The 24,338-nt window shown below is 70.3% G+C and carries 22 protein-coding genes; 12 read left to right on the top strand and 10 right to left on the bottom strand.

Annotated elements, in window-relative coordinates; all coding sequences use genetic code 11:
- Positions 1-91: 91 nt before the first annotated feature.
- Both ACFQW8_RS13105 and ACFQW8_RS13100 read left to right on the top strand, forming a co-directional pair.
- Complete coding sequence (locus tag ACFQW8_RS13105; protein WP_380088014.1) at positions 92-562, top strand: hypothetical protein; 471 nt, start codon at positions 92-94, stop codon at positions 560-562.
- 116 nt (positions 563-678) lie between these two features.
- Positions 679-1,050: a hypothetical protein gene (locus ACFQW8_RS13100; protein WP_380088012.1), complete on the top strand. Its 372-nt coding sequence runs from the start codon at positions 679-681 to the stop codon at positions 1,048-1,050.
- Positions 1,051-1,126: 76 nt separating this feature from the next.
- Here the strand turns inward: ACFQW8_RS13100 and ACFQW8_RS13095 are convergent, their stop codons facing one another.
- Both ACFQW8_RS13095 and ACFQW8_RS13090 read right to left on the bottom strand, forming a co-directional pair.
- Complete coding sequence (locus ACFQW8_RS13095; RefSeq protein ID WP_380088010.1) at positions 1,127-1,540, bottom strand: nitroreductase/quinone reductase family protein; 414 nt, start codon at positions 1,538-1,540, stop codon at positions 1,127-1,129.
- Between the two features lie 386 nt (positions 1,541-1,926).
- Positions 1,927-3,117 carry a RimK family alpha-L-glutamate ligase gene (locus tag ACFQW8_RS13090; RefSeq protein WP_380088008.1) on the bottom strand — a complete coding sequence of 397 codons (1,191 nt, stop codon included), beginning with the start codon at positions 3,115-3,117 and terminating at the stop codon, positions 1,927-1,929.
- Between ACFQW8_RS13090 and ACFQW8_RS13085 the strand changes: the two genes are divergently transcribed.
- From ACFQW8_RS13085 to ACFQW8_RS13070, 4 genes are read left to right on the top strand one after another with little or no spacing between them, the layout of a single operon-like run.
- Entirely contained in the window at positions 3,116-3,619 is a 504-nt protein-coding gene (locus ACFQW8_RS13085) for an ATP-dependent zinc protease family protein (protein ID WP_449274534.1), read from the top strand. The two genes, ACFQW8_RS13090 and ACFQW8_RS13085, sit on opposite strands and share 2 nt — an antisense overlap.
- Positions 3,619-4,668 (top strand): succinylglutamate desuccinylase/aspartoacylase family protein, encoded by a 1,050-nt coding sequence (locus ACFQW8_RS13080; protein ID WP_380088005.1) that lies wholly within the window; start codon positions 3,619-3,621, stop codon positions 4,666-4,668. Before ACFQW8_RS13085 ends, ACFQW8_RS13080 begins: the two co-directional genes overlap by 1 nt.
- 1 nt (position 4,669) lies before the next feature.
- The gene (locus ACFQW8_RS13075) at positions 4,670-5,428 is read left to right on the top strand and encodes an alpha/beta hydrolase family protein (protein ID WP_380088003.1); all 759 of its coding nucleotides are present in this window, start codon (positions 4,670-4,672) and stop codon (positions 5,426-5,428) included.
- Between the two features lie 54 nt (positions 5,429-5,482).
- Positions 5,483-6,271 (top strand): inositol monophosphatase family protein, encoded by a 789-nt coding sequence (locus ACFQW8_RS13070; protein WP_380088001.1) that lies wholly within the window; start codon positions 5,483-5,485, stop codon positions 6,269-6,271.
- A gap of 31 nt (positions 6,272-6,302) precedes the next feature.
- Here the strand turns inward: ACFQW8_RS13070 and ACFQW8_RS13065 are convergent, their stop codons facing one another.
- Both ACFQW8_RS13065 and ACFQW8_RS13060 read right to left on the bottom strand, forming a co-directional pair.
- The gene (locus ACFQW8_RS13065; protein WP_380088000.1) at positions 6,303-8,396 is read right to left on the bottom strand and encodes a hypothetical protein; all 2,094 of its coding nucleotides are present in this window, start codon (positions 8,394-8,396) and stop codon (positions 6,303-6,305) included.
- A gap of 67 nt (positions 8,397-8,463) precedes the next feature.
- Positions 8,464-9,441, bottom strand: coding sequence for a pirin family protein (locus ACFQW8_RS13060; protein WP_380087999.1), 978 nt, complete (start codon positions 9,439-9,441; stop codon positions 8,464-8,466).
- 111 nt (positions 9,442-9,552) lie between these two features.
- Between ACFQW8_RS13060 and ACFQW8_RS13055 the strand changes: the two genes are divergently transcribed.
- Positions 9,553-10,281 (top strand): TIGR03089 family protein, encoded by a 729-nt coding sequence (locus ACFQW8_RS13055; RefSeq protein ID WP_380087997.1) that lies wholly within the window; start codon positions 9,553-9,555, stop codon positions 10,279-10,281.
- A 12-nt stretch (positions 10,282-10,293) separates the two neighbouring features.
- Here ACFQW8_RS13055 and ACFQW8_RS13050 read toward each other — a convergent pair whose 3' ends face one another.
- Positions 10,294-12,147 (bottom strand): peptidoglycan-binding domain-containing protein, encoded by a 1,854-nt coding sequence (locus ACFQW8_RS13050; protein WP_380087995.1) that lies wholly within the window; start codon positions 12,145-12,147, stop codon positions 10,294-10,296.
- Positions 12,148-12,442: 295 nt separating this feature from the next.
- On the opposite strand from ACFQW8_RS13050, the gene ACFQW8_RS13045 reads away from it, so the two are divergent.
- Together ACFQW8_RS13045 and ACFQW8_RS13040 are read left to right on the top strand one after the other, a co-directional pair.
- On the top strand, positions 12,443-13,222 hold the full coding sequence (locus ACFQW8_RS13045) for a CoA transferase subunit A (protein ID WP_380087993.1): 780 nt from the start codon (positions 12,443-12,445) through the stop codon (positions 13,220-13,222).
- Between the two features lie 2 nt (positions 13,223-13,224).
- Positions 13,225-13,857, top strand: a complete 633-nt coding sequence (locus ACFQW8_RS13040) for a 3-oxoacid CoA-transferase subunit B (RefSeq protein ID WP_380087991.1) — start codon at positions 13,225-13,227, stop codon at positions 13,855-13,857.
- On the opposite strand, the gene ACFQW8_RS13035 is transcribed toward ACFQW8_RS13040, so the two are convergent.
- Positions 13,858-16,128, bottom strand: a complete 2,271-nt coding sequence (locus tag ACFQW8_RS13035) for a hypothetical protein (RefSeq protein ID WP_380087990.1) — start codon at positions 16,126-16,128, stop codon at positions 13,858-13,860.
- 115 nt (positions 16,129-16,243) lie between these two features.
- Between ACFQW8_RS13035 and ACFQW8_RS13030 the strand changes: the two genes are divergently transcribed.
- Together ACFQW8_RS13030 and ACFQW8_RS13025 are read left to right on the top strand one after the other, a co-directional pair.
- Positions 16,244-16,924, top strand: coding sequence for a class I SAM-dependent methyltransferase (locus tag ACFQW8_RS13030; protein ID WP_380087988.1), 681 nt, complete (start codon positions 16,244-16,246; stop codon positions 16,922-16,924).
- Between the two features lie 2 nt (positions 16,925-16,926).
- Positions 16,927-17,691, top strand: a complete 765-nt coding sequence (locus ACFQW8_RS13025) for a glycosyltransferase family 2 protein (RefSeq protein WP_380087986.1) — start codon at positions 16,927-16,929, stop codon at positions 17,689-17,691.
- A 33-nt stretch (positions 17,692-17,724) separates the two neighbouring features.
- On the opposite strand, the gene ACFQW8_RS13020 is transcribed toward ACFQW8_RS13025, so the two are convergent.
- The 4 genes from ACFQW8_RS13020 to ACFQW8_RS13005 form a co-directional block, all read right to left on the bottom strand.
- A complete protein-coding gene (locus tag ACFQW8_RS13020) occupies positions 17,725-18,231 on the bottom strand; it encodes a GtrA family protein (RefSeq protein ID WP_380087984.1) in 507 nt (168 codons plus the stop codon).
- 45 nt (positions 18,232-18,276) lie between these two features.
- Positions 18,277-20,286: an N-acetylmuramoyl-L-alanine amidase gene (locus ACFQW8_RS13015; RefSeq protein WP_380087982.1), complete on the bottom strand. Its 2,010-nt coding sequence runs from the start codon at positions 20,284-20,286 to the stop codon at positions 18,277-18,279.
- 117 nt (positions 20,287-20,403) lie between these two features.
- Positions 20,404-21,426 carry a hypothetical protein gene (locus ACFQW8_RS13010; RefSeq protein ID WP_380087980.1) on the bottom strand — a complete coding sequence of 341 codons (1,023 nt, stop codon included), beginning with the start codon at positions 21,424-21,426 and terminating at the stop codon, positions 20,404-20,406.
- A 14-nt stretch (positions 21,427-21,440) separates the two neighbouring features.
- Positions 21,441-22,268 carry a glycosyltransferase family 2 protein gene (locus ACFQW8_RS13005; RefSeq protein WP_380087977.1) on the bottom strand — a complete coding sequence of 276 codons (828 nt, stop codon included), beginning with the start codon at positions 22,266-22,268 and terminating at the stop codon, positions 21,441-21,443.
- Between the two features lie 189 nt (positions 22,269-22,457).
- Between ACFQW8_RS13005 and ACFQW8_RS13000 the strand changes: the two genes are divergently transcribed.
- Complete coding sequence (locus tag ACFQW8_RS13000) at positions 22,458-24,326, top strand: hypothetical protein (protein WP_380087976.1); 1,869 nt, start codon at positions 22,458-22,460, stop codon at positions 24,324-24,326.
- Positions 24,327-24,338 lie beyond the last annotated feature (12 nt).

The raw sequence follows: 24,338 nt of genomic DNA, 5'->3' as shown, positions 1-24,338 counted from the left end.
GGCCTACCGGGTCGGTGGCAAGAGGTAGACGCCTGCGCTCCGCAACCACCGATGAGGCCTGTGCTCAGTCGGACCGAGTTGAGGAGGCGCCGTGCCCCTTGTACCGCGGATGTTGTTGCTCTCTGTGCTCGCGGCGGTCGTGTCCGTCGCCGCGCCCACATCCACCCATGCTGCCGCCGGTGCAGGGGTGAACCCGGCACGCTACTGCGACACGCACTTCTTCGAGTGGACGACCTTCGACGGTCGCGTGATCGAGGCGTACTGGGTCCCGATGCGATCGACAGCAAGCGCAGGTAGCGCGGTGATCGGCTTCTCGATCGAGTCCCGAGCCGGCTGCGTGAGCACCGTGGCATCGGGGCTGCGCGACGGAGTCGTGACGTCCGATGCCTTCACTATTCCGGCGACGACTGCACAGTGCGCGTACCTGGAGGAGTCGTTCGGCCTGACGTACCCGGCCCTGCTGTACGGACGCTTCGAGGTCCGCAACAGGGCTGCCTGCGGACAGGTGCTTCAAGACCTCCTTGCAGTGCTTCCGCCGCCGACCAACGGACCACCGCTGTAGGGGCCTGCGGCACAGGCTGCTGAGCCTCGTCGACCGGGACCGGCCTCAGGTACGCACGGACAGACACACACCCGAATCACCGCAAAGGAACGGAGAGAGCAATGAAGGTTTCCCGAGTGGCAGCGGCGCTCGCCATCGCGGCGGGCACCGTCGGCATGACCGCGACGACCGCCGCAGCAGACCCGGCGGCCCCCAATGCCGCCCAGCTCTGCAAGATGTCCAACAATGCAGACGGCTACCTCGGTAGCCATGGCGGCTGCGTGAGCAGTGTGGCCTCTATCGGCATGGACGCGTTGATGGAGGGAGCATTCCCGACCCGTGCTGCCGCGATCGCGAACTGCAAGGGAATCGAGGAGATGGTCGGTGGATTCCCGTACTACTTCTATGGACGAGAAGGTGACAGCCGCTATCTGGCCACCAACTACGCGAGCTGCGTGGGGATCCTCTACCAGCTCCACACTGGGCAGCTGCAGCCTGGCCCAGCCTGATTCCTCCTCGGTGGGCGGTGAGGCTGAGCCGGCCTGGGACAGTGCTCCACCCATCGCGCGTCTGCGGCTTCGTGGGTCACTGCGGAGTCAGTAGCAGGACTGACAGCCCGGAACGCTGCACCATCTCCTTGAGCTCTGCACGGGATGGTGCGTGGCGGGTATTGATCCGAATTCCCAGGTGGCGATCTGCCCACTTGACGCCGTGCTTGTCGATGAGCCGCCAGTAGGTGTCTGCCACGGTGTCCGGGTCTTCGACCAGTTCAGCGCGCATCTGTCGGCGCTGGCCGTGGGTCGTCACCTCGATGACCTGGCTCATCTTGAAGTTGTGTCGCCACCCGCTCGAGGTGAACACCGACAGAGAACCGTCGATCGCACGGTAGCCAGTCGGCACGTCGTACCGCCGACCGCTCCTGCGACCGGTGAAGTGGAGAATGACCAGCTGGTCCCCTGCTGCTCCCCGGCCGACCATGCGGCGGGCGACAGGGTTCACGAGTCGCATCAAGGCTTTCGGCGGGTGTCGACGTTCGACTGCTGGGCGAGGTCGTTTCATGGGCCCGACCGGCGCCTGTGCCACGCGCATCTCCGTTGCCGCAGAGACATGGGACGACTATAGGGGTGAGGTGCTGGTTGGGCCCTTTGGCGCGAACAGGATTGCGAAGGACAGAACCAGTCCGTGACCACCCGCTTTGACACATCGGATGTGATGCACTTGCGTGCGGAGCCCCACCTCCTGCTCGCGCGGCGGGTTGACCGGCCTGCCGACGAGCTGCCCTGTGGAACGTCCGCTCATGCCGCTGATGGTTCGATGGGCAGACGGCATACCGGCGTGTCCTGACCTGAACGATAGGTCGGGGAAGGTCTGCACCCCGAGGGCGGTCACGCCTCGTGGATGGGGTCCTTGGGGAGCTTGCGGACCTTGGCGCGGCGACGACGGCGCTCGGGGATCATCGAGCGCATCTCCTCGAGCTTGCCGAAGCAGAGCAGTCGGTCCTCCGGCTCGAGCGCGGTGCGCCGACGCGGGTTGGGGATGACGGTGGTGCCGCGGTGCAGGGTCAGCACCGTGATGTCGCGGTCCTCGAGCCCGGACTCCGCGATCGTCCTGCCGACGAGGTCGGCGCCGCCATGGACGACGAGCTCGGCGACGCCGTATCCCGTTGAGACGGTGAGGCGTTGGCGCACGTCGATCTCGGGGAAGGCCACCTGGTTGCCGATGTAGTCGATGATCGCACCGGCCACGTCGAGCTTGGTCGCCGTCTCGATGCCCTCGAGTCCCGGCGAGGAGTTGACCTCCATCACGAGTGGGCCGTCGGCGCCCTCGAGCATGTCGACTCCCGCGACGCGCAACCCCATGATCTGGGCGGAACGCACCGCTGCTTCCTCGAACGCCGGGTCGAGCGTGACCCCCTGGACCGTGCCGCCACGGTGGACGTTGGAGCGGAACTCGTCCCCCTGCGCGGTCCGGCGCATCGCGGCCACGACCCGGTCGCCGACGACGAGGGCCCGGATGTCGCGCCCCTTGCTCTCCTTGACGAAGCTCTGGATGAGGACGTTCTGGCTCGTGCTGTGCAACGTCTCGATGATCGCCTCGGCGACCTTGGTGTCCGGGGCGAGGATGACCCCGATGCCCTGCGTGCCCTCGAGCAGCTTGATGACGACGGGCGCGCCACCGACCCGCTCGATCGCGGGCAGGACGTCAGCCCGGTTGCGCACGAAGGTCGTGGCCGGCATACCGATCTGGTGCCGCGACAGGATCTGGGTCGCGCGCAGCTTGTCGCGCGAGTTCGAGATCCCGTTCGCGGTGTTCGGGGTGTAGACGTCCATCTGCTCGAACTGCCGCACCACGGCCGTGCCGAAGTAGGTCACCGACGCCCCGACGCGCGGCAGGATCGCGTCGTAGTCCGAGAGCGTCCGGCCGCGGAACTGGAGGTCGGGCTCGGGCCCCGACAGGTCGATGGCGAAGCGCAGCGTGTTGAGCACCTTGACGTCGTGCCCCCGGTCGAGTCCGGCGGTGCGCAGTCGTTGTGTCGAATAGGCCTTGGGCGCGCGCGAGAGAATCGCAAGCTTCATGTGGGGTACCTGCAAGGATGGTCGGGTGCCGGTCGAATCCCATCCAACCATCCGTGTCGGATGGCGTGAGTGGGTGCGTATGCCGTCCGCCGGCCTTCCGTGGATCAAGGCCAAGATCGACACCGGGGCCCGGTCCTCCGCGGTGCACGCCTTCGACCTCGAGCGCTTCGAGCGGGACGGGGATCCGTGGGTGCGCTTCTCGATCCACCCCTGGCAGGGCAGCGACGAGGACGCCGTCACCCTCGAGCGTCCCGTCGTCGACGAGCGGGTCGTGCGCTCGTCCTCGGGACACTCCGAGCAACGCCTCGTCGTCGAGCTCGAGCTTGTCCTCGCCCGCCGCCGCCGCACGACCGAGGTCACCCTGAGCCGGCGCGACGAGATGGGGTTCCGCATGCTCGTCGGCCGCGAGACCCTGCTCCACGGCTATCTCGTCGACCCGGCCGTGTCCTATCTCGGGCCTCGCCCCAAGCTGCATCTTCGGCGCCGCAACAGGGGCCGGTGATGGCAGCCACGAGGCCCGCTGCTCGCGCGTCGTTCGGCATCGGGACCGTCAAGGTGCGGCCCGGGCACACCCGCGAGATCGGGCTACCCATCACCAAGCTCGTCACCGGGTCGGAGCTCAGCCTCCCCGTGCGTGTCGTCCATGGCCGTCACGACGGGCCGGTCGTGTGGGTCAACGCCGCGATCCACGGCGACGAGGTCGTCGGTGTCGAGGTCATCCGTCGCGTCCTGGCGACCCTGTCCCCCAAGACCTTCCGGGGCACGCTGCTCGCCGTCCCGATCGTCAACGTCCACGGCTTCATGGCCGGTGACCGCTACCTCCCCGACCGGCGTGACCTCAACCGCTCGTTCCCCGGGTCGTCCCGCGGGTCGCTGGCGGGGCGCATCGCGAACCTGATGATGCGCGAGGTCGTCGCCAAGTGCGAGGTCGGCATCGACCTGCACACCGGCTCCGACCGGCGCACCAACCTGCCGCAGATCCGCGCCGACCTCGACGACCCCCGCACCCGTGCCCTCGCCGAGGCCTTCGGCGCGCCGGTGATGCTGCACGCCAAGCTGCGCGACGGGTCGCTCCGAGCAGCCGCCCGCGAGACCGGGGCCACGGTGCTCCTCTACGAGGCCGGTGAGGCGATGCGCTTCGACCAGTGGGCCATCGAGGCCGGCGTGGCCGGTGTGCTGCGGGTCCTCGAGGCCCTCGACATGGTTGACCCCGTGGTCGGCGCCCCTCCGGTGGCCGGCCTGGTGAGCCGGCGCAGCGGCTGGCTGAGGGCCGGACGCACCGGGATCGTCCACCTCGACGCCACCCTGGGCCAGAGGGTCGAGGTGGACGACCGGCTCGGCGGCCTGAGCAACTCGTTCGGCCGGACCCTGCGCCTCGTCAGGGCCGACCGTGCCGGCGTCGTCATCGGCCGCACCACCGCCCCGCTCGTCAACCGGGGTGACGCCCTCGTCCACATCGCCGAGATCGAGGGCGCCCAGCCCCCCGGCACCCCGGACAGCCCGGCCGCCAGCGACGGGTTCGACGCCCTTGGCGAGATCCAGGTGCTCTGACATGGCAGAGCGGGTGCGCTTCCCCAGCTCCTCCGGCGAGCTGCTCGCCGGGCTCGTCGACCTGCCCGAGGGCAAGCCCCGGGGCTGGGGGGTCTTCTCCCACGGGTTCACCCTCGGCAAGGACTGCGCAGCCGCCTCGCGGATCTGCAAGCAGCTGGCCGCCGAAGGCGTCGGCATGCTCCGCTTCGACAACCTCGGGCTCGGCGACTCCGCAGGCGAGTGGGGCAACGGGTCCTTCTCGCACAAGGTGGCCGACACGGTGGAGGCGGCCCGGTTCATGGCCGCGAGTGACCGCCCCGTCGAGCTGCTCGTCGGGCACTCGTTCGGTGGCGCGGCGGTGCTCGCCGCGGCCGCGGGCATCCCCGAGGCCCGCGCGGTGGCGACGGTGGGCGCTCCGTTCGACCCCTCGCACGTGGAGCACCAGTACGACGCGGTCGTCGAGCGGGTCATCGCCGAGGGTGAGGCCGTCGCGACGTTCGGCAACAAGGCGCTCACGCTGCGTCGGGACTTCGTCGAGGACGTGCGCCGCGCGGACCTGCGCGAGTGCATCACCAGCCTGCGTCGACCCCTGCTCGTGCTGCACTCCCCCACGGACAACACCGTTGGCATCGCGAACGCCAGCGAGATCTTCCGCACGGCAAGGCACCCGCGCAGCTTCGTGTCGCTCGAGGGTTCGGACCACCTGCTCACCGCACCAGGCCAGGCCAAGCGCGCCGCCCGCATCATCAGCGCCTGGGCCGACCAGTACCTCGTCGACTGAGCACCCCTGGACCCGCCGTGTCCCGCGACACCGTGCTGTGGAAGCGTGGAGCACGTGGACACAGGCGCAGTACTCGACCTCATGAAGCAGGTGGCCGCCGAGGTCATCACCCCCCGGTTCCGGGCCCTGGCCGATGGTGAGGTGATCGAGAAGAACCCCGGCGACCTCGTCACCGTCGCCGACCGCGAGGCCGAGGTGCTCATCACGCAGGCGCTGGGCGCGGCATACCCCGATGCCGTCGTCCTCGGCGAGGAGGCGCACAGCGCCGACGGGAGCATCCTCACGCGCTACACCGCGGCCGAGCACGCCTTCACCGTCGACCCGGTCGACGGCACCAAGAACTTCGTCCACGGCAGCCCCGACCACGCCGTGATGATCGCCGAGACCGTCGCGGGCCAGACCGTGCGCGGCTGGATCTGGCAGCCCGAGCACGAGGTGGCCTGGGTCACCGAGCGCGGTGCCGGAGTCGAGCGCAACGGCGAGCGCGTCACCCGTCGACCCGTCGGACCCGACGACGCCCCCCGCGGCGCCACGTCCATCTGGTCGCTGCGCGGCCACGCCCTGGCGGACCTCCCTGCGCTCCAACCGTCCTGGGTCTGCTGCGGCGTCGACTACCCCAAGCTCATCGAGGGCGAGGTCGACTACATCCTCTACAGCCGCTCCAACGCGTGGGACCACGCCCCCGGCTCACTCATGGTCACCGAGGCCGGCGGCCACGTCGGACACCTCGACGGCGTCGAGTACGCTCCGCGATCGACGCAGCCGGGCCTCGTCGTCGCGTCGGACAGGACGACGTATGCCGCCGTCGCCCGCCGCCTGCCGGACGACCTCACCCCTCGCTGAGGTCTCGTCCCCAACCGTCCAGCTGGGGAAGTCAGGAACGAGCGGGAGCGGCGGTCCACACCTCGAGCGAGAGGGGCACGAGACCGTCCGGCCGCTGCTCGAGGAGCCGGTCGTCCTCGGCCACGAACACGTCGCTGACCTGACGGATGTCGTTGGCACGCAACGCCTCCAGCTGCGTGGTGCCCTCTGCGGCGAGCAGCACGAGGCGGCCGCCACGGGCCGTGACGGCCCGGTCGATCGCCGCGACGGTCGTCGCAAGCCTCGGCGGATCCTGACGCAGCGTCTGCGTTGTCGACAGCGCCGCCCGGCCACACTGCCCGCGGACGACCTGCGGCCACTCGTTGGCCGCACGTGAGTCGATGGCGAGGACGACGTCACCGTCCCTGAACGAGGCACACACACCCTCGACCGAGGCGAGAGCACCCAGCTCCACCCGTTCGGCACGGTGCGGCCAGGTGGCGGACGCGGTCGGGATGATGGTCGCGGCGACGACGGCCACTCCCGCACCGACCGCCACGGCGACTGGAGCGCGCCGCGAGAGGTGGCGGACGGCATACGCCGCAGCCGCCACGCACAACAGGATGACGAACGGCAGCACGATGACCAGGCGCCGCTCGGCCCACGGGTGGTCCGGCGTGATGCCCGGGCGCCAGAGCGTCATCGCCGTCGAACCGGCACCGACGAGCAGCGGTCCGGTCCAGGCCGGCAACGGCTCCCGCGCGACCCAGTGCGAGGCGACCAGACGGAAGGCCCACGCGAGAGCGGCCAGGGCGATGACGAGCGCCGGGACGCCGACCCACCACGACAGCCAGGCCACGGTCTGCTCGGCATAGGTGCGACCACCGTCGACCGTCAGACCCTGACGCAGCTGGAGCCCGGCGACGACGCGCGATCCGGGATCGTCGGGAGACTGGCGCACCGTCTGCCACAGCGGCCGACTCGCGAGGAGGAGGCCGAGGCCGAGGACAGCGACACCCAGGGCGGCGGGCAGGAAGCGTGAGACCGCCTGTGGCACAGCGCCTCCACGTCGCTGCCACCAGAGCATCGCGGTCGCGAGGAGGCCCATGAGGACGCCGAGTCCGACGAGTGGGACGAGGCTGGCGGCGATGGTGCCGAGGTACTGGTTCGAGAGCCAGAGCGCTGCCAGACCGGCGAGCAGGGTCGAGGCACCCGCCCCGAGCAGGGTCAGGCGCGGCCACCGCTGGCCCTGCGCGAGCGCGAGGGCCGCGACCGGGATGAGCAGGATCGTCTCGCGCAACCCGTCGATGCGGACGAACGCCGTGCCGCCGACGAGGACGCCGGCGAGGAGGGCAGCGCGTCCGACCTCGCCGCGAGCGCCCTGACGGGCGGCGATGACGAGAGCGAGCAGCCCACCGCCGAGCGTGACCATGGCGAGCGGCTCGGAGTAGGTCGCCCGGGCCGTGTGGAGGACCGGGAAGAGCAGGGCGACCCCGGCCGCGGCCAGGGGTGACCAACGCGGCGCGCCGATGCGGGTGGTGAGCAGACCCATCCCGAGGATGCCGAGCGCCGACATCAGCGCCGGGAGCAACAGGGCCCCGATCGGGCCGCCGAGCCACACCCCCATCGACCAGATCCCGCCGGGTCCCACGACGAACTGGGGCTGGACCGCCGGGTCCGCGTCACCGCCGACCTCGTAGAACGCTGGGCTCGAGAGCGTGATGCCGTCGAGGGCAAGCACCTCAGGACCGCCGACCGAGGCCGGGTCGACGGGCACGACCCGGCGGTGGGTCTCCGCCATCGAGATCGCCGTCTGGAGGTAGCTCGCGGAGTCGCGCCGCGGCAGCACCTGCTCGGAATGCGTTGTGCCAGTCCAGATCCCGGCACCGACGCTGATGCCAACCAGCAGCGCTGCGGTCCAGACGGGCAACGACCGAGCGGGTATGCCCTGTGCCCACCACCCGCTCCCGGCGGCCGCGACGGCCGCGAGTGGAAGGACGAGCCAGGGGAACCACCAGCCGATCCCGGCGAGGACGACCGCGACCAGGGACATGACGACAACCCAGGTCGCGGCCCCGAGGACGATCGTCTGGAGCCACCGACCTGCCGCTCGCTCGAGCGATGATGCGGGCAGGTCCTCCTCAGCGGTCGGCAGGGAGCGGCTCATGGGCGCCAACGCTATCCGCTGGGGTTCGAGCCCCTCGGGCGCCGGGCCGGCGGTGGGCCCGGCTCGGCTACCGGAGCCCCACGTGGCCCGGGTGCGGCTCGGACGGGATGACCCCGAGGCGCCCGGCCTGGAAGTCCTCGAAGGCCTGGACCAGCTCGGCGCGCGTGTTCATGACGAACGGCCCGTAGGCGGCCACTGGCTCACGGATCGGCAGCCCGCCCAGGATCATCACCTCGAGCTGGGGGCTGCGTGCCTCCTGGCGTCGGGTGGCACCGACCCGGATCGAGTCGCCCGCGCCCAGCACCGCGAGCTGTCCCTTCCGGACGGGTCGCCGCTCAGCACCGACCTGACCGTCTCCCGCCAGCACGTAGACGAGCGCGTTGAAGTCCTGGCGCCACGGGACGTCCACCTCGGCACCTGGCTCAAGGGTGGCGTGGACGAGCGCGATCGGGGTGTGCGTGATCCCGGGCCCGGCGTGCCCGCCGACCTCACCGGCGATGACGCGCAGCAGCGCTCCGCCGTCAGGTGAGCTGAGCAGCCGGACCTCACCGCCGCGGATGTCCTGGTACCTCGGGTCGGCCATCTTCTGCCGGCTCGGCAGGTTGACCCACAGCTGGGTCCCGTGGAACAGCCCACCGTTCACGACGACCTCCTCGGGCGGAGCCTCGATGTGCAGCAGGCCGGAACCGGCGGTCATCCACTGGGTGTCACCGTCGGATATGACGCCACCTCCACCGTGGGAGTCCTTGTGCTCGAAGGTCCCGTCGAGCATGTAGGTCACCGTCTCGAACCCACGGTGCGGGTGCCACGGCGTGCCCTTGGGCTCGCCCGGCGCGTACTCGACCTCGCCCATCTGGTCCATGTGGATGAACGGGTCGAGGTCGGCCAGGTCGACACCGGCGAAGGCGCGACGCACAGGGAACCCCTCGCCCTCGAAGCCACTCGGCGCCGTGGTGATGCTCTGGACGGGCCGGCCGTGGGCGGTCACGTCAAGGGCGGCGAGCCTCGGCAGGGCAAGCACGTCGTCAACCGTCACTGCAGGCATGACTACCTCCGTTGAGAGATTGAAACTTCAATTAGTGTGTGCAGCGTGGTCCGGGTCCGGTCTATTCCGCACCGTGGCTACCATCCTCGCCCTGTCCGTAGGGTGACCGATGTGACCCGACCCGCCGACGTCCTGCAGCAGATGCTCCGCTCCGACTCCGCGAAGCCGCGGATCACCACCTACGACGACACCGACGGCCCGACCAGGGGCGAACGCATCGAGCTGTCTGCGCGCGTCCTGTCCAACTGGGTCAACAAGGCGGCCAACGCGCTCCAGGACGAGTTCGACGTCGCGCCGGGATCGGTCGTCCGGCTCGACCTGCCGCCGCACTGGCGCACCGCCTACTGGGCCCTCGCGGTCTGGTCCGTCGGCGCCACCGTCAGCCTCGACGCAACCGACGCCACGTCTCCGCCGGACGTCCTCATCACCACCGACCACGACACGGCGGCTGCCGCGACCGAGCACTCCCCGTCGGTCCTCGTCACGCTCGCCGGTCTCGCACGCGCTGCCACTCCGCCGGCGCCGGGCGGTGTCATGGACGAGGCCAAGGAGCTCAGCACCCACGGCGACCAGTTCGCCGCCTGGGAGCATCCGGACGACAGCGACACCGCCCTGGTCGCCGGAGGCGAGCGGACGGCATACGCAGATCTGGTGAACTTGGCTGTGCCGCAGGCGAGCCCAGCAGAACGCCGGCACCTCACGACGACTGGCACGGCCGACTTCCTCCGCGCCTGCCTGGCCCTGTGGGCGGCAGACGGCTCGGTCGTGCTCAGTCGCGGCGAGGCGCCGGCGGACGTCCTGGCGAAGCGCTCCGGGATCGAAGGGGCCACTGGCCCCTGATCCCGGAGGGCGTCACATCTGCTTCTCGATGGCCTTCCAGGTCAGCGTCGCGACGACGCCGGTGGAGGCGAGCTTGGCGCGGGTCTGCGCGGCCTTGACCGCCGTCTCGGTGGCCGGGCCGAAGGAGCCGTCGGCGCCGATCCGGAGGGCCCGCTGGACCGCGAGGACGTGAGCGCCCTTGGAGCCGCGCTTGGCGACGCTGTTCCAGAAGGGCAGCAACGGGTGCACCTTGAGCTCGACCTTGGCCCACGTGGCGGCGTCGGTGACGCCGGTGGCCGGGAGACCGACGGACTTCTGGAACGCGATGACGCGTGCCGCCGTGGCCTGGCCGTAGGAGCCGTCCACCGCGAGCCCTCCCAGGCCGGCCTGGAGCACCTTGACGGCCGTGCCCTTGGAACCGGTGCGCAGGACGGTCGACTTGTATGCCGTGAACTCGGTCGTGAGGGCGGCGCTCGTCGGCGGTGTGACGGGCGGAGGCGTCACCGTCGTGGGGGTGCCCATGAGGGCGGCCCAGGTCGACGAGGCGACGATGCCGGTGGGCGAGATCCGCTTCGAGGTCTGGTAGGCCTTGACCTTGGTCTCGGTGCCCGGGCCGAAGGAGCCATCGGCAGTGACCCCGAGTGCCTTCTGCAGGGCGACGACGGCAGGACCCTTCGACCCGCGCTGGAGGACGAGCTTGGCGTAGGCGGCCAGCGGCGACGTCGTGGGCGGTGGGGTCGTGGTGACCGGCGGGGGCGGGGTCGTCGCCACGCCCATGAGCGCCTTCCACGTCGACGAGGCGACGACGCCGGTCGGGGCGATGCTCTTCGAGGTCTGGTAGGCCTTGACCTTGGTCTCGGTGCCCGGCCCGAAGGAGCCGTCAGCCGTGATCCTGAGGGCCTTCTGCAGGGTGACGACCGCCGGGCCCTTGGAGCCGCGCTGGATGACCGTGTTGACGTAGGGCGCGAGCGGGCTGGGCGCCGCCGCGACGCGTGACGGCACGAGTCCCCGCAGGACGAGTCGGGTCCACGTCGCGTTGTCGAGCTGCTTGGTGACGGCGATGGCCTGGCGGGACTGCCAGGACGCGACGGCCGACTCGGTGCCCGGACCGAACACGCCGTCCTTGGCCAGGCCGAGGGCACCCTGGGCCAGGAGCAGGTCCTTGTGCGTGTCACCGCGCTTGAGCAGCGGGTATCCGCTGGCGGTGAGGGGAGGAGCGGTGTTGGGGATCGGCGTAGCCGGACCGGAGACGGGACCCGTGAGCTGGACCGAGGTGAGTGCCTGGCCCGTCCACCACGAGGTGCGCTTGTAGGCGCCGTCCCAGGTGAACGAGATGTGGATGTGGTCGGTGTGCGGGGAGACCCCCGAGTAGGGCGCCCAGCCGCGAGCCGGGTCGTAGGCGCGCCACATCTGGCGGTTCCAGATGATGTAGTTGATGCCGAACCTGCGGGCCATCGCGCCGGGACGGCCCTGCGCGTCGGGCGCCGACAGCCAACGGGTGATGGCGTTGCCGAGGGCGAGCCCGTCGGCGCTGTAGGCGTTGACCATCCAGTCGAGGGCGCGGCCTTCTCCGTGCTCGGCGGCACAGGTCCGGTTGATCCCGTAGACGTGCCTGCCGTAGTGGCCGTTGAGCAGCTGCGCGAACGCCGTCGGACCCGGCAGGTCACCGCTGAGGCAGCGGTAACCCTCCTGGTACTTCGGGGCGATGTCGAGCTCGACGGGAAGCGGCTTCGTCGGGGGTGTGGGGACACCCGCCATCCGCGCTGCCGTGGCGGTCCCGCCGGCGAACGAGAGGCCGAGCGGGATCGACAGGAGGGAGACGGAGACGGCACCGAGGGCGCGAACCGGTCCTCGGGTCGACGTGGCAGGCGAAGTGGCGCGCGTCAACGAAAGCTCCTCAGGGGGCGGAACAGGCAGGAGATGGGAGCCGGGAGGGCCGTCACAGACGTCCCACCAGACACTTTGGCTCGACAGTTGTCCCATCAGTCACACTGGTTGCGCAAGCGGAACGGAGGAATTACACGGATGTACTTCGTTTCACCCCCCTTGTTACAGGACGATTTGCGGGATACCTGGCGAATGTCAGGAAGATCCACGGAGCGTGTCGTCACCCCATGGCCCACTCGGACCACTGGACCCACACCACATCGGAGCCGTCCATCCGGCGAACTAGAGTTCCCCCATGGACAAGGTCGTCACCTCCGCAGCCGCAGCCCTCGAGGACGTCCGCGACGGCGCCAGCCTGGCCGTCGGCGGGTTCGGGCTCTGCGGCATACCCAGCGTTCTCATCCACGAGCTGCACGCCAGGGGGGTGCGCGACCTCGAGGTCTTCTCGAACAACTGCGGCGTGGACGACTGGGGACTGGGCATCCTGCTCGGTGCCAAGCAGATCCGGCGCATGGTCTCGTCCTACGTCGGCGAGAACAAGGAGTTCGCCCGCCAGTACCTCGAGGGTGAGCTCGAGGTCGAGCTCACCCCACAGGGCACCCTGGCCGAGCGCCTGCGTGCCGGCGGCGCCGGCATCGCGGCCTTCTTCACCCCGACGGGCGTCGGGAGCCAGGTCGCCGACGGTGGACTGCCGTGGAGGTATGCCGCGGACGGGACTGTCGCTCTCGCCTCGCCTCCCAAGGAGACGCGGACCTTCGGGCTCGGCGGCGAGGAGCGGACCTTCGTGCTCGAGGAGGGCATCGTCGCCGACTTCGGGCTCGTGCGCGCCTGGAAGGGTGACCGCCACGGCAACCTGGTCTTCAACAAGTCCTCCCGCAACTTCAACCCGCTGTGCGCGATGTCGGGTCGCACGACGATCGCCGAGGTCGAGGAGCTGGTCGAGCCCGGGCAGCTCGACCCCGACGAGGTCCACCTGCCCGGGATCTATGTCCAGCGCGTTGTTCCGCTGACGCCAGAACAGGCTCAGGACAAGCGAATTGAGAAGCGCACCGTGACGACACCGAAGGACGCCTGACGATGGCACTCACCCGCGACGAGATGGCAGCGCGCGCCGCCAGCGAGCTGACCGACGGCTCCTACGTCAACCTCGGCATAGGGCTCCCGACGCTCGTCCCCAACTTCGTCCCCGACGACGTCGAGCTCGTGCTCCAGTCCGAGAACGGCATCCTCGGGGTCGGCGCCTACCCCGCCGAGGACGCGGTCGACCCCGACCTCATCAACGCGGGCAAGGAGACGGTGACGGCCCGACGTGGCGCGAGCTACTTCGACAGCGCCACGAGCTTCGGGATGATCCGCGGCGGCAAGGTCGACGCGGCCATCCTCGGTGCCATGCAGGTGTCACGCACCGGCGACATCGCCAACTGGATGATCCCCGGCAAGATGGTCAAGGGCATGGGCGGCGCGATGGACCTCGTCCACGGCGCGAAGAAGGTCATCGTCCTCATGGAGCACGTCGCCAAGGACGGCACGCACAAGATCGTCGACGAGTGCGACCTCCCCATCACCGGACTCGGTGTCGTGCAGCGCATCATCACCGACCTCGCGGTCATCGACGTGACCGCGGACGGGCTCGTCGTGCGCGAGCTCGCTCCCGGTGTCACGCAGGACGAGCTGCGCGAGAAGACCGGGCCCGAGCTGACGTTCGACTGATCAGCCGGTGGCGCCGGGCGCGACGAGCTGCCAGGCCGAGGCGTCCGGCGAGTCGAACCGGGGTGCGGCGAAGGGAGCCAGGCTGTCGGCGTGGGGCAGCAGCTTGTCGACGTAGACCCAGCGGACGCCGAGGTCCCACAGCCGCTGACGGGAGGCCTCGGTGGGCGCGGCGATGAACTCGTCGTTCAGCCGCAGGATGTCGGGCTTCCAGTAGTCGACCGTGATCGAGTCTCGGCCGTCGGGCGCCTCTCGCGACGCCCGGGGCGTGGCGGTCCACCCCTCCACGAGCGACTGGCGCTCGCTGAACGCCGTGACCAGCCATCGTCGGCTGTCGCAGCCACCGAACGGCGCTCGGATCGCGGTGCAGTGGCGGTTGGTCATGACGACGTCCCGAGGTCCTGAGTGGTCCCGGATGTAGCGAGCGGCATCGAGCTGGTCCTGGGAGACGGCCAAGGGCTGCCTGAGGGACTCGGTCGCGGGAATCGGTGGGAAGAGCGGCGCCCTGACCGTGTCGAACCCCGCGATGACCCCCGTGGTGAGTGCGGCGACCGCCAGGGTGGCCAGGCTGGCACGCAGGCGAGCCCCCGGCCGACCGAGCAGCCAGCCCGCGCCCGCGCCCAGGACCACGACGGCCACGGCAACCGCCAGGGCGTTCCAGAACAGCCCGACGTTCTCCTCGCCCAGCCTGCCCACGAGTCGCGTGGGAGCGAGGTAGACCAGGGCGCCGATCCCCACTCCCAGCGCCAGCAGCGGGCCGACGACGTGACGCCCGAGGGCCTGTGCCAGCGCACGGGCACCCATGGCCGAGCCGATGGCCGCCAACGGGATCGCCGTCAGCAGGAAGTAGTACTGACTGCGGCCCGGGTGTGAGAAGAGTCCGACCGCCGCAGCTCCCGCAAACGACCCACCCGCGAGGAGCCACGGCAGGGGGTCACGACGGGTTGCGCGTCCGAACAGGGGGGCGAAGGAGAGCGCTGCCGCGGTGAGCCCTCCCAGGACGGCCAGAACCGCCGCGGCGCGCACGAACCGCACGTCCGGCAGTGAGCCCAGCATCGAGAAGACGTAGCTCTGCTCGGCGGAGTTCTCCACGCCCAGTGCCAGTCCGGCACTGGACCCGTGGAAGACGACGATGATGGCGAAGACGAGGCCTGCAGCGACGACCAGCAGGTCGACGACGACCTTGACGCACAGGGACCGGTTCCACAGGAGCATCGCGACGACGGCCAGGCCCAGGCCGGCGACCACGAGCGGCGACGTCCCGCCCTTGGTCCCGGCCGCGATGACCGACAGCAGCGGCACCAGGAGGTAGGCGGCCCGGGGCAGCTCTCCGCGCCAACGCTGGTTGAGGAGCACGACCAGCGCGAGGAGGGTCGGCACGCCCAGGGCGAGGGTCGGCGAGTCGGGGGTGAGCGGGAGGCTCAGCCCCGGGATCGCGAACGGGTTGCCGCGCGAGGCGAACATCGCGATCACGCTCGCGAGCAGGGCCACCTTGGCGCTGCCCGACAACCGCAGGGCGGCGACCATGACGCAGACGGCCACCGTGAGGGGCATGAGGGCCGGCATGAACCGGAGGAGGACGAGGTCGAGCCCCGCCCCCGACGTCGCCGTGACGTGAGCCAGCCAGGCGTGCGTGAACCAGTGGTATCCGAGGTCCTCGCCCATCACCGTGGGCCAGCTGGTCGGACCGCGGTGCAGCAGCTGCGACGCCAGCGCCTGGTGGAGGTAGGCGTCGATGTGCGGTCGGCCGAGACCCTCCCACGTGACCTGGTTGGTCCGGAAGTAGGCGACGAGCTGCCGGAGCGCCCAGAAGGAGCTCAGCGCGGTGAGCGGTGCGAGCCACCACGGGATGGGCGTCCAGCGCGCTGACCGGATCCGGGTGCGAGTCGCCCGGACCGCGAGCAGGAGCACCGCGATCACGAGCGGGATCACCGTCGCGAGCCAGAGCTGCCCCGTGAGCCCCGCGATCACCTGCGTCGGCACGGCGATGGCGATGCCCAGTGCGAAGCCCATGGCGAGGTCCTCGAGCAGCCAGCCACTGCGCGGGCGCACGGCTCGCCACAGCAGGGCGCCGGGCAGGATCTGAGTCACCCCGACGGCGGCGCTCGCACGCAGGGCAGCGCCGATGGGCAGGTCGGTGCGCACGGCATACACGAGATAGACCCCGGCCGCCCCCGCGACGAACGCCACGGACAGCAGGTTGCTCCACGTCGCCAGATCGAGACTCCCCCGCAGACGTTTCGCTCGGCCGACGGGACCTGACTTCGTGTTCACGTGGCTCCTGGGTGCGGGGGTTCGATGGACGGATCTCGCTCTCCGAGTGGGCCGGGGCGGCTGTTAGAGTCCGTGCGTCATCTTTACATCCAGACCTCAGGAGCACGAAACACCCATGTCGACGGAGTCCGGAACGCCTGAGAACTCTCCCGGCGTCTACACCCCGGGGTATTTCGAGACTCGCCTCAAGCAGGATGCGAGCCGCGCCAAGGTGTGGGAGCACCTGTGCGACTACCTCCAGAGGTTCGTGCCCGCGAACGCGGACGTCCTCGAGCTCGGCGCCGGCTGGTGCGACTTCTCCAACCAGGTCAAGGCCCGCCGCGTGGTGGCCATGGATCTCGACGCTACGGTGCACTCCGCTGCCGCCGACCACGTCGAGTCGGTCGTGGGTGACTCGACGGACCTGTCCCAGTTCGACGACCACTCGTTCGACGTCGTCTTCGCGAGCAACCTCCTCGAGCACCTGCACCGTGAGCAGTCCGACTCGCTGCTGTCGCACGCGCAGCGCGTCCTGCGTCCCGGTGGACGGCTCATGCTCATGCAGCCCAACTTCCGGCTCAACCCCGGGCGCTACTTCGACGACTTCACCCACGTCGCCATCTACACCGACCAGTCACTGTCCGACTACCTCGTGTCGCAGGGCTGGTCGATCGAGCAGGCGATGGCGCGCTTCATGCCGTTGACCCTGAAGTCCAAGGGATCCAAGCTCACGTTCGTCGTCCCCTGGTATCTCCGATCCCCCATCAAGCCCCTCGCCGGGCAGATGCTCATCGTCGCCAACCCCGGAAGGGCCTGACCATGTGGCAGGGCAAGTCACTCGCCGTCGTTCTCCCGACCTACAACGAGAAGGACAGCATCGCGGAGTGCATCGCTCGCTTCGAGGCGCTGCCCGAGATCGACAAGGTCATCGTCGTCAACAACAACGCGGCGCAGGGCACCTCCGAGGAGGTCGCCAAGACCGGCGCGATCGAGATCATCGAGACGACCCAGGGCTACGGCGCGGCCATCAAGCGGGGCCTGACCGATGCGGGGACCGACCTCATCGCGATCTGCGAGCCCGACGGCACGTTCGCGCCCGAGGACCTCACCAAGCTCCTGGCCTTCCTGCCCGAGTGCGACGTGGTCATCGGCTCGCGCACCGTCTCGAACTTCATCTGGAAGGGCGCCAACATGGGTTGGTTCCTCCAGTGGGGCAACTGGGCCGTCGCCAAGCTCATCGAGGTCCTCTACAACACGACCTACCTCAGCGACGTCGGCTGCACGTTCCGGGTCATGACGCGGGAGCACGCCCAGGTCATCCTCGAGCGCTCGCGACTCGACGGCTCTGCCTATGGGCTGGAGATGCTGCTCATCTCGGTCATCACCAAGGCCCGGATGGTCCAGATCCCGGTCAACTACCTCCCCAGGGTGGGCGTCTCGTCCGTGACCGGGGAGCTCGGCAAGACCATCTCCCTGGGAACCGAGATGATCCTCCTGACCTTCAAGATGCGCCTGCGCGCCAGGAGCATTCGTCGTGGCTTGAGCACCCCCAAGGGACCCCACCGCCAGGTCCGCGCCTCCTGACCGCGGGCTGAGGCAGCGCCTCGGGCCCCTGCCTCAGATGCGCGGGCTGGTCCTCTCGTCGGACAGGTGCCCCTCGGCGAGCTCGCTCATCCCACTGTGGTCCCCGTGCTGGCTGAAGACGTGCCGTCGGTAGGCCCAGAAGCGGAAGGTCGTCCCGAGCACCAGGCCGACGCCGTTGGCCGAGACGTTGTCGGCCAGGGCTGACTGGAACCCGAGCCCGTAGTGCGAGACCCACAGGCACGCCATGGAGATGAGCGTGCCGAGGGTCGCGACGACGGCGAAGAGCAGGAACTCGTGGTGCGCCTTGTCGCGTCGGGTGTTCCTGAAGGTCCAGAACCGGTTGCCGAGCCAGGCCACGATCGTCGCGAGGGTGCCCGAGACGACCTTGGCCGTCAGCGGGTAGTCGTGGAGCGGACCCTCACCACCGGCGAAGCGCAGGAGGTTGAACCCTCCGACGTCGGTGATGAACCCCAACGCGCCGACCACGCCGAACCGCCCGAGCTGACCGAACATGGCGGACGAGGGCAAGCGAGGTGCCACCAGCACCCTTTCGGTCGAGGAAGGAGGCAACACCATAGCAACGCGTCACTCGTCGGTGACCGTCACCGCCCCGGTGGCACGGTGCCAGCGCATCACGCCGCCCTGGAAGTCCTGCTCGTAGCCGCCGGACCAGAGTCGGTTCTCCGCCACCGGGAACCCGAGCGAGGACGCCGGCCCACCCAGCTCGACGTAGCGCTCGTTCATCGAGCCGAAGATCCCGTGCGCCCCCGTGGTCGGGTGCCAGGCGAGGCCACCGAGCTGGAAGACCTGGAACGCCCCACTCTTCGGGGTGGACTTCTCCGTGGCGGGGTAACCGAGCCGTCCCGAGCTGGCACCGAACTGGAGGAACCGCGCAAGGATCTCGCCGGACACGAACCTCGCACCCGTCGTGCCGCTGTGATGGATCTGTCCGTTCTGGAAGCTCTGCGCCCACCCGGTCGGCGTGGGTTGCCACATGTGCGATGCGGGCATCCCGGGCGGTGAGGACGGTCCACCGCGCGCGTCCCAGGAGGTGCGGATCGCGCCGTGGACGGCATACGCCTGGCCGCGGTCGAACCGCAGCACGGCGGAGACGCCCTTGGCGAAGTCCGTCCGCATCCCGCCGGTGATCGACCTCTCGCCGCCCACCGGCGGCCCCCACGCTGCCTCTCCACCCTGGAGCTCGTACAGCCGGGTCGCCTCCGGCCCGATGTGGAAGACGTTCGACGCCGTGGACCAGAGCGAGGTGCCGCTGCCGAAGATGGTCCGCGTCCCGAAGGGGGTCGCCCTCTCGCCCTGCTCGACCGGGCCGAGCCACCGCTCCCCGCCGCGGACGACCCACGAGCGGTAGATGCGGCTGGTGGTGTGGTCGGCGAGCGCGTCGACCGCGGATCGCAGTGCCGGCAGGCGGGCGTAGAGGTTGCTGCCCGGGCATTCGGTCGTGTTGGTGTCGCGGTGTGCACTGATGAAGGGCAGTGCCACCTTCGTCCCCTTCGGGAAGCGAGAACCCGAGTCAGCGCTCGTGAGGGTGGTCGTCCCGGTGGGCGAACGGTAGAAGGTGCTCGACCGCCAGGCGATGACCCGGGCCAGTGCGGACATCGTCGCCGAGGTCGGTGTCGCGGTCGAGTAGTTGCCGAGGACGGAGACTCCCCACGTGCCGCTGTTGAACCCCAGGGCGTGGGCCCCGGTCACCACTCGCTCCAGCCCACCGGCACGGCCCTCGAACGTCTGGCCGTACTTGTCGACGAGGACGTTGTAGCCGACGTCGCACCACCCGAGACTCTTGGTGTGATAGGCGTAGATGCCCCTCACGATGCCGGCGGACTGCGATGCCGTGTAGCTGTTCGAGCCAGCGGTGTGGTGGACGAAGACGCCCTTGAGGGTCCTGCCGTAGCTCGGTCCGCAGGTGCGCAACGACTCGTCGGCGCCCCACCCTGCCCGCGAGACGATGCTCGGACGGGCCGTGACGGCCTGGACCGAGGCCATGGAGGCCGCGGCGGAGCCGTCTGGGTCGGACCGTCCGGGATCGATGAGCTCGACCTGGCCGTGGTTCGCCGTGGATCGGGCACTGCTCGCGGCGGACACTCCCTTGCCCACCTTCGGGAGGCGGATCTGCACGGCCGACCCGCCGGGTCCGACCCACACGGGGTCGGTGCCGACCCGCTGGGCGTGCGGGCTGCTCGGGTCCGTGGTGTCGTCGACCGACGTCGCCAACCACGGTCCCCATCCTCCCCGCTGGGCCCTGACCCGCACGAGGATCGTGGCCTCGGCCGGAGGTGCCTCGCCCGCCTTCCAGGTCAGCGCGACGATCGGAGCCGACTGCGGCACCTCGACGGTGTCCGGCGCCACGGTGCGCAGGTCGGCCACGGCCCGTTTCGTCAGCGTGGGCGTGACCGGTGTCGGTGCGACTGCGGCTGCGGCTGCAGTGGACGCCGCGCCCTCGGTTGCGGGAGGCGCTGCGCCCGCCCCCGCCATCGGGAGGGCGGTCAGGCCGATCGATCCGAGCAGGACGAGGACGGGCACTCGAGCGGCACGGGCGGCCACGGGACGGCGGGTCGTTCGCGGGGCGAGTGACATGGCGGCTTCCAAATCGTCTGGGGCCACCCATTGAACCGTGTGACTAGTGTGAATGGAGTAAACAGTTGGTAAAGATGTTCCCCATTGTGACTAGACATTCATGGTCATGTCCCTGCGTCAACGGCCTCGAGCGGCCTCGAGTGCCCGGGTGAGCCCTCCCCGGTGCCGAGCGTCGATCGGCGGGGGGAGGAAGGCCGCGAGCAGGCTGCGTTGCTCCGACCCCAGCCCACGCTCGAGGCGGTGCAGCTCGGGAAGGGTCACCCGAAGCGCGGGCCTGCGCTGCACGGCTGCGAGGTTGAGCAGCGCCGTGCTGTCGGTCCCGAGCACGACCTGCGCCCCCACCACGGCAGGGTCGAGCTCGGCCGGGAGATCGCGCGCGAGCTCGGGCCACGCGGCATACCGGCCTCCCGCCTCCGCTGGGTGCGGACGCACCGCGAAGGCGAGTCCGACGTCGGCGCACGCCGCCGCGACCTGCCCGAGGTGACCCCGGAACGCGTCCTCGGTGACGAGACCCAGCTCGACCCACGGCTGGGTGAGGTAGACCGCGCGAGCCTCACCGGCCGCGGACGTAGGGGCGACTGGCGCGTCGGCAAAGCCCGCCGCGACCTCCGGCACGACGCGCCACGTCCCGCCCACCTGTTCGTACAGCGCCCATCGGAGGTCAGTCAGGACGTGCCCGGCACAGGTCACCGCCCACGAGCGGACGGTCGGCCACGGCTCGCGACCGCCCTGTCGGCGCCACGCGTCCCGGCGGGTCCGCCAGTCGCCGTAGGTCCCGATCCCCTCGTCCACGACGACGACCTCGGGCCGAGTCCGCGACTCGGCGATGAGCCGCAGGTAGGGCTTGATGCCCGGGGCGCCCACCGACAGCAGGACGTGATGCCCACCCTGACGGGTCCGGCCCGCGCCGGGCCCGCTGGCGTCACCGGCCCGGTCCGAGCTCCGGACGGTGAGCCTCGGGTCCTCAGGCAGGAAGGCGGTGACATGTTCAGGCCGGACGTTGTCGCGCCCGAGGAAGGACCCGGACCCCAGGTAGTCCACGACGACCTCCCCCGAGGTGCGGCGCAGGAGGTGGCGCAGGTAGCTGCCGGCGTGGACGAGGTGGGTCGCGCTGCGCACGCCCGCGAGGGTGACGCGCACGACAGGCTGCGTGCTCACACCACCGGTGGCCGGCCGGCCCGGGTCAACCGCCAGACGGTCCGCCACCGCATGGGATGGCGCTCCCCCGGGTTCACGCGCCACCCCTCGGCGAAGCCCTTGAACCACAGGCGAAGCGGCTCGGCCTCGTGGACGCGAGCCAGTGTTGCCGCCGTCCAGACACCGAGGTAGACGGGCACGAGTGGCGCGGGGAGGTTGCGCCGGGCGACCCAGACGCGGTTGCGGGCATTCATCCGATAGAAGACGGTATGCCGTGCCGCCTGCGTCGCAGGGTGGTGGACGACGACGTCCGGGCAGTACTCCAGCGACCAGCCGGCATCGACCAGCCGGAAGGCGAGGTCGATGCCCTCGTGCCCGTACCAGAAGTGGCCGGGCCAGCCGCCCACCGCGTCGAAGGCGGCGCGACGGATCATGCAGACGCCCTCCCAGAAGACGACGACGTCACCGGGGGCGCCACCACCCTCGGTCCGCAGCCGCGGGACCCATCGCCTTGGCGACGGCTTGCCGTCGGGGTCGGCGCCCCGAGGCTGGGCCACCGCGCGTCGAGGGTCGTCGAACTGGACCGCGAGCCTGGCGAGGACGTCGGTGCTGGGGAGGTGCGCGTCGTCGTCGTAGAAGAAGAGGAGGTCACCACGCACGGCCCGGGCGCCGACGTTGCGACCCTCGGGGATGCCGACGTTCTCGGGCAGGTGCACCGTGCGCACCCCTGCTGGAAGGCCCGACGGCTCCCAGCCGTTGCCCACGAGAACGACATCGAGATCGACGCCCTGTTGCGCGAGAAGGGTGTCGAGGGCCGTGGCGAGCTCCGTCGGACGATTGCCCATGCTGAGGACGACAGCACCAACGCTGGGTCGTCCTGGCATGCACCACACTCCTGGAATCGCTGTCCGACCCCGACTCAGGTCGCCGTGACGTCGCCGTGACGCGGCCTCGATCGTCGCGCCGCTAGTGTAGGTGACACCCTTGCCCGGCACCCACCGGGCGAAGTCGATCGAACACTGAGAGGCCCCACGTTGGCAGCCAACCCCCAGTCGACGCGTTCACGCGATGGCGTCACCGGAGCCGAAGTCCTCACCGGTGAGATGCTCGTGTGGTCCGACCTCGGCTGGATCGCCGCACCTCTGGCGGTGGAGGTGGTCGTCGCCGACATCGTGCGTTCCCGTTCCCCCCAGCGCGTGCTCCTTGCCGGTCCGCGCGCCGCAACACTCGTCAAGACCCTGCCGGAGAGCGCTCGGGTCGAGATCCTGTTGCGGTCCATCCCGGACTCTCGAGTGGCGAGCGACGCAGCCGGCCTCCACGATCGCGCTTCGCTCCACATCGGCGGCCTGGACGCCTACTCCGACGACAAGGGCTTCGACCTCGTCGTCGGCCTCGGTGGCCCGACGCGACTGCTCGGCCCCGACTCGACCGGCATGGGCGAGACCGACGTGCTGAGCAAGCTCTCGGCCCTCGTGGCCGACGGCGGCACGCTCGTCGCGGACGTCGGCAACGAGCTGGGGCTCCACGAGCTGCTCGCGGCGCAGCCACTCCTCGACATCGACTCCAACGACGCCTGGCACGTGGGCGCGGACGGGTTCAACCACCGACGTCTGCACCTCGCCGAGCTCGAGGCCTGGCGGCAGGACCAGGGACTCACCACCGACGTCCTCTTCGGCGCCTACCCCTCACCGGACCAGCACCACCTCCTCATCGACGGTGCGGCGCTCTCGGCCGGCCACCCCGATCTCCTCGGCGCCGCTCGCGTCCGCAGCTGCCGCGCAGTCGAGCGCCACTTCCAGGACTTCCCGGTCCTGCGCGACCCGCGGAGCACGGTGGAGCGGCTCGTCGACGGCGGTCTGGTCACCCAGCTGGCCCCCTCCTGGCTGCTCGTCGCGCACCGCGGAGACGTCGCGTCCGACCTCACGCTGCCGGCCGTCATCGACGCCGAGACCTGGGTCGACCCGGCCTGGGCGCGCGTCGACACCGTCGACCACGCCGGCGGATCGACGGCGGTGTGGGCGAGCGGCAACCCCGATGCCGAGGTCAACATCGGGTCGATCACCCGGGACCTGTCGCTTCAGTCCGTGGCCAACGGGCGCCTCCTCGAGATGGAGCTGCGCGATGCGTGCGCCCGCCGCTCGCACCGCGACATCCGGGCCCTGATCCGTCAGTACAACAGCTGGCTCCATGACTCGAGCGTGTGGAGCTCCGCGATGGCCGAACGTCGCAGCTTCGCCACGATCGACAATGTCGTGATCGGGGGCGACGCCGGCCTGGGCATCATGGACGGGTCCTGGCGGCGAGCGGGAGTCGTCGCGGCCGACGACATGCTCGTTCTCGCCCTGCGGCAGTTCGCGACCAGGCTCCTGGCGTCTGCTGCGAGCCACCCGTGGAAGACGAGCACCACCCCCGACGACCTCACCGCCTCACTCGCCGCCATGGTCGGCGTCGTGGTCACCGAGGACGTCGTGCGGCGCGTGGTGCGCGTGCAGAGCGAGATCGCTTCCGTCATCGCCCCGGGTGACCTCACTGTCGCCGAGATGGTCGAGGCCGACCTCGAGCAGGGCGAGCTCCCTCGCAACCTCCCGTCAGCCACCGCCACCGGCTTCCGGGAGCTCCTCGCCCTGGACCGGGCCCGCTCTCGGCGCATGCGTGAGCACGACGGCCAGGTGGCGTGGCTCGAAGGGACGCTGCGACACCGCGACCGCTACATCCGCGACCTCGAGCGCATCATCGAACGCTACGAGGACACGCTCACCTGGAAGACGGTGCAGGCGATGAGGGCGCCACGTCGCATCGCCACGGACAAGGCCGTCGCCACGGCCAAGTCGACTGCCAACCAGGTCCTGCCCCCCGACTTCATGAGCAAGGCCCGTCGGCTGGCACGCCGGGCCGTCAAGTAGTCGTCCGGTCGC

Source organism: Knoellia altitudinis (assembly GCF_042666355.1).
Taxonomy (GTDB): domain Bacteria; phylum Actinomycetota; class Actinomycetes; order Actinomycetales; family Dermatophilaceae; genus Knoellia; species Knoellia altitudinis.
The sequence above is the reverse complement of the archived record's forward strand: the minus strand, read 5'-3'. Positions and strand labels throughout refer to the sequence as shown.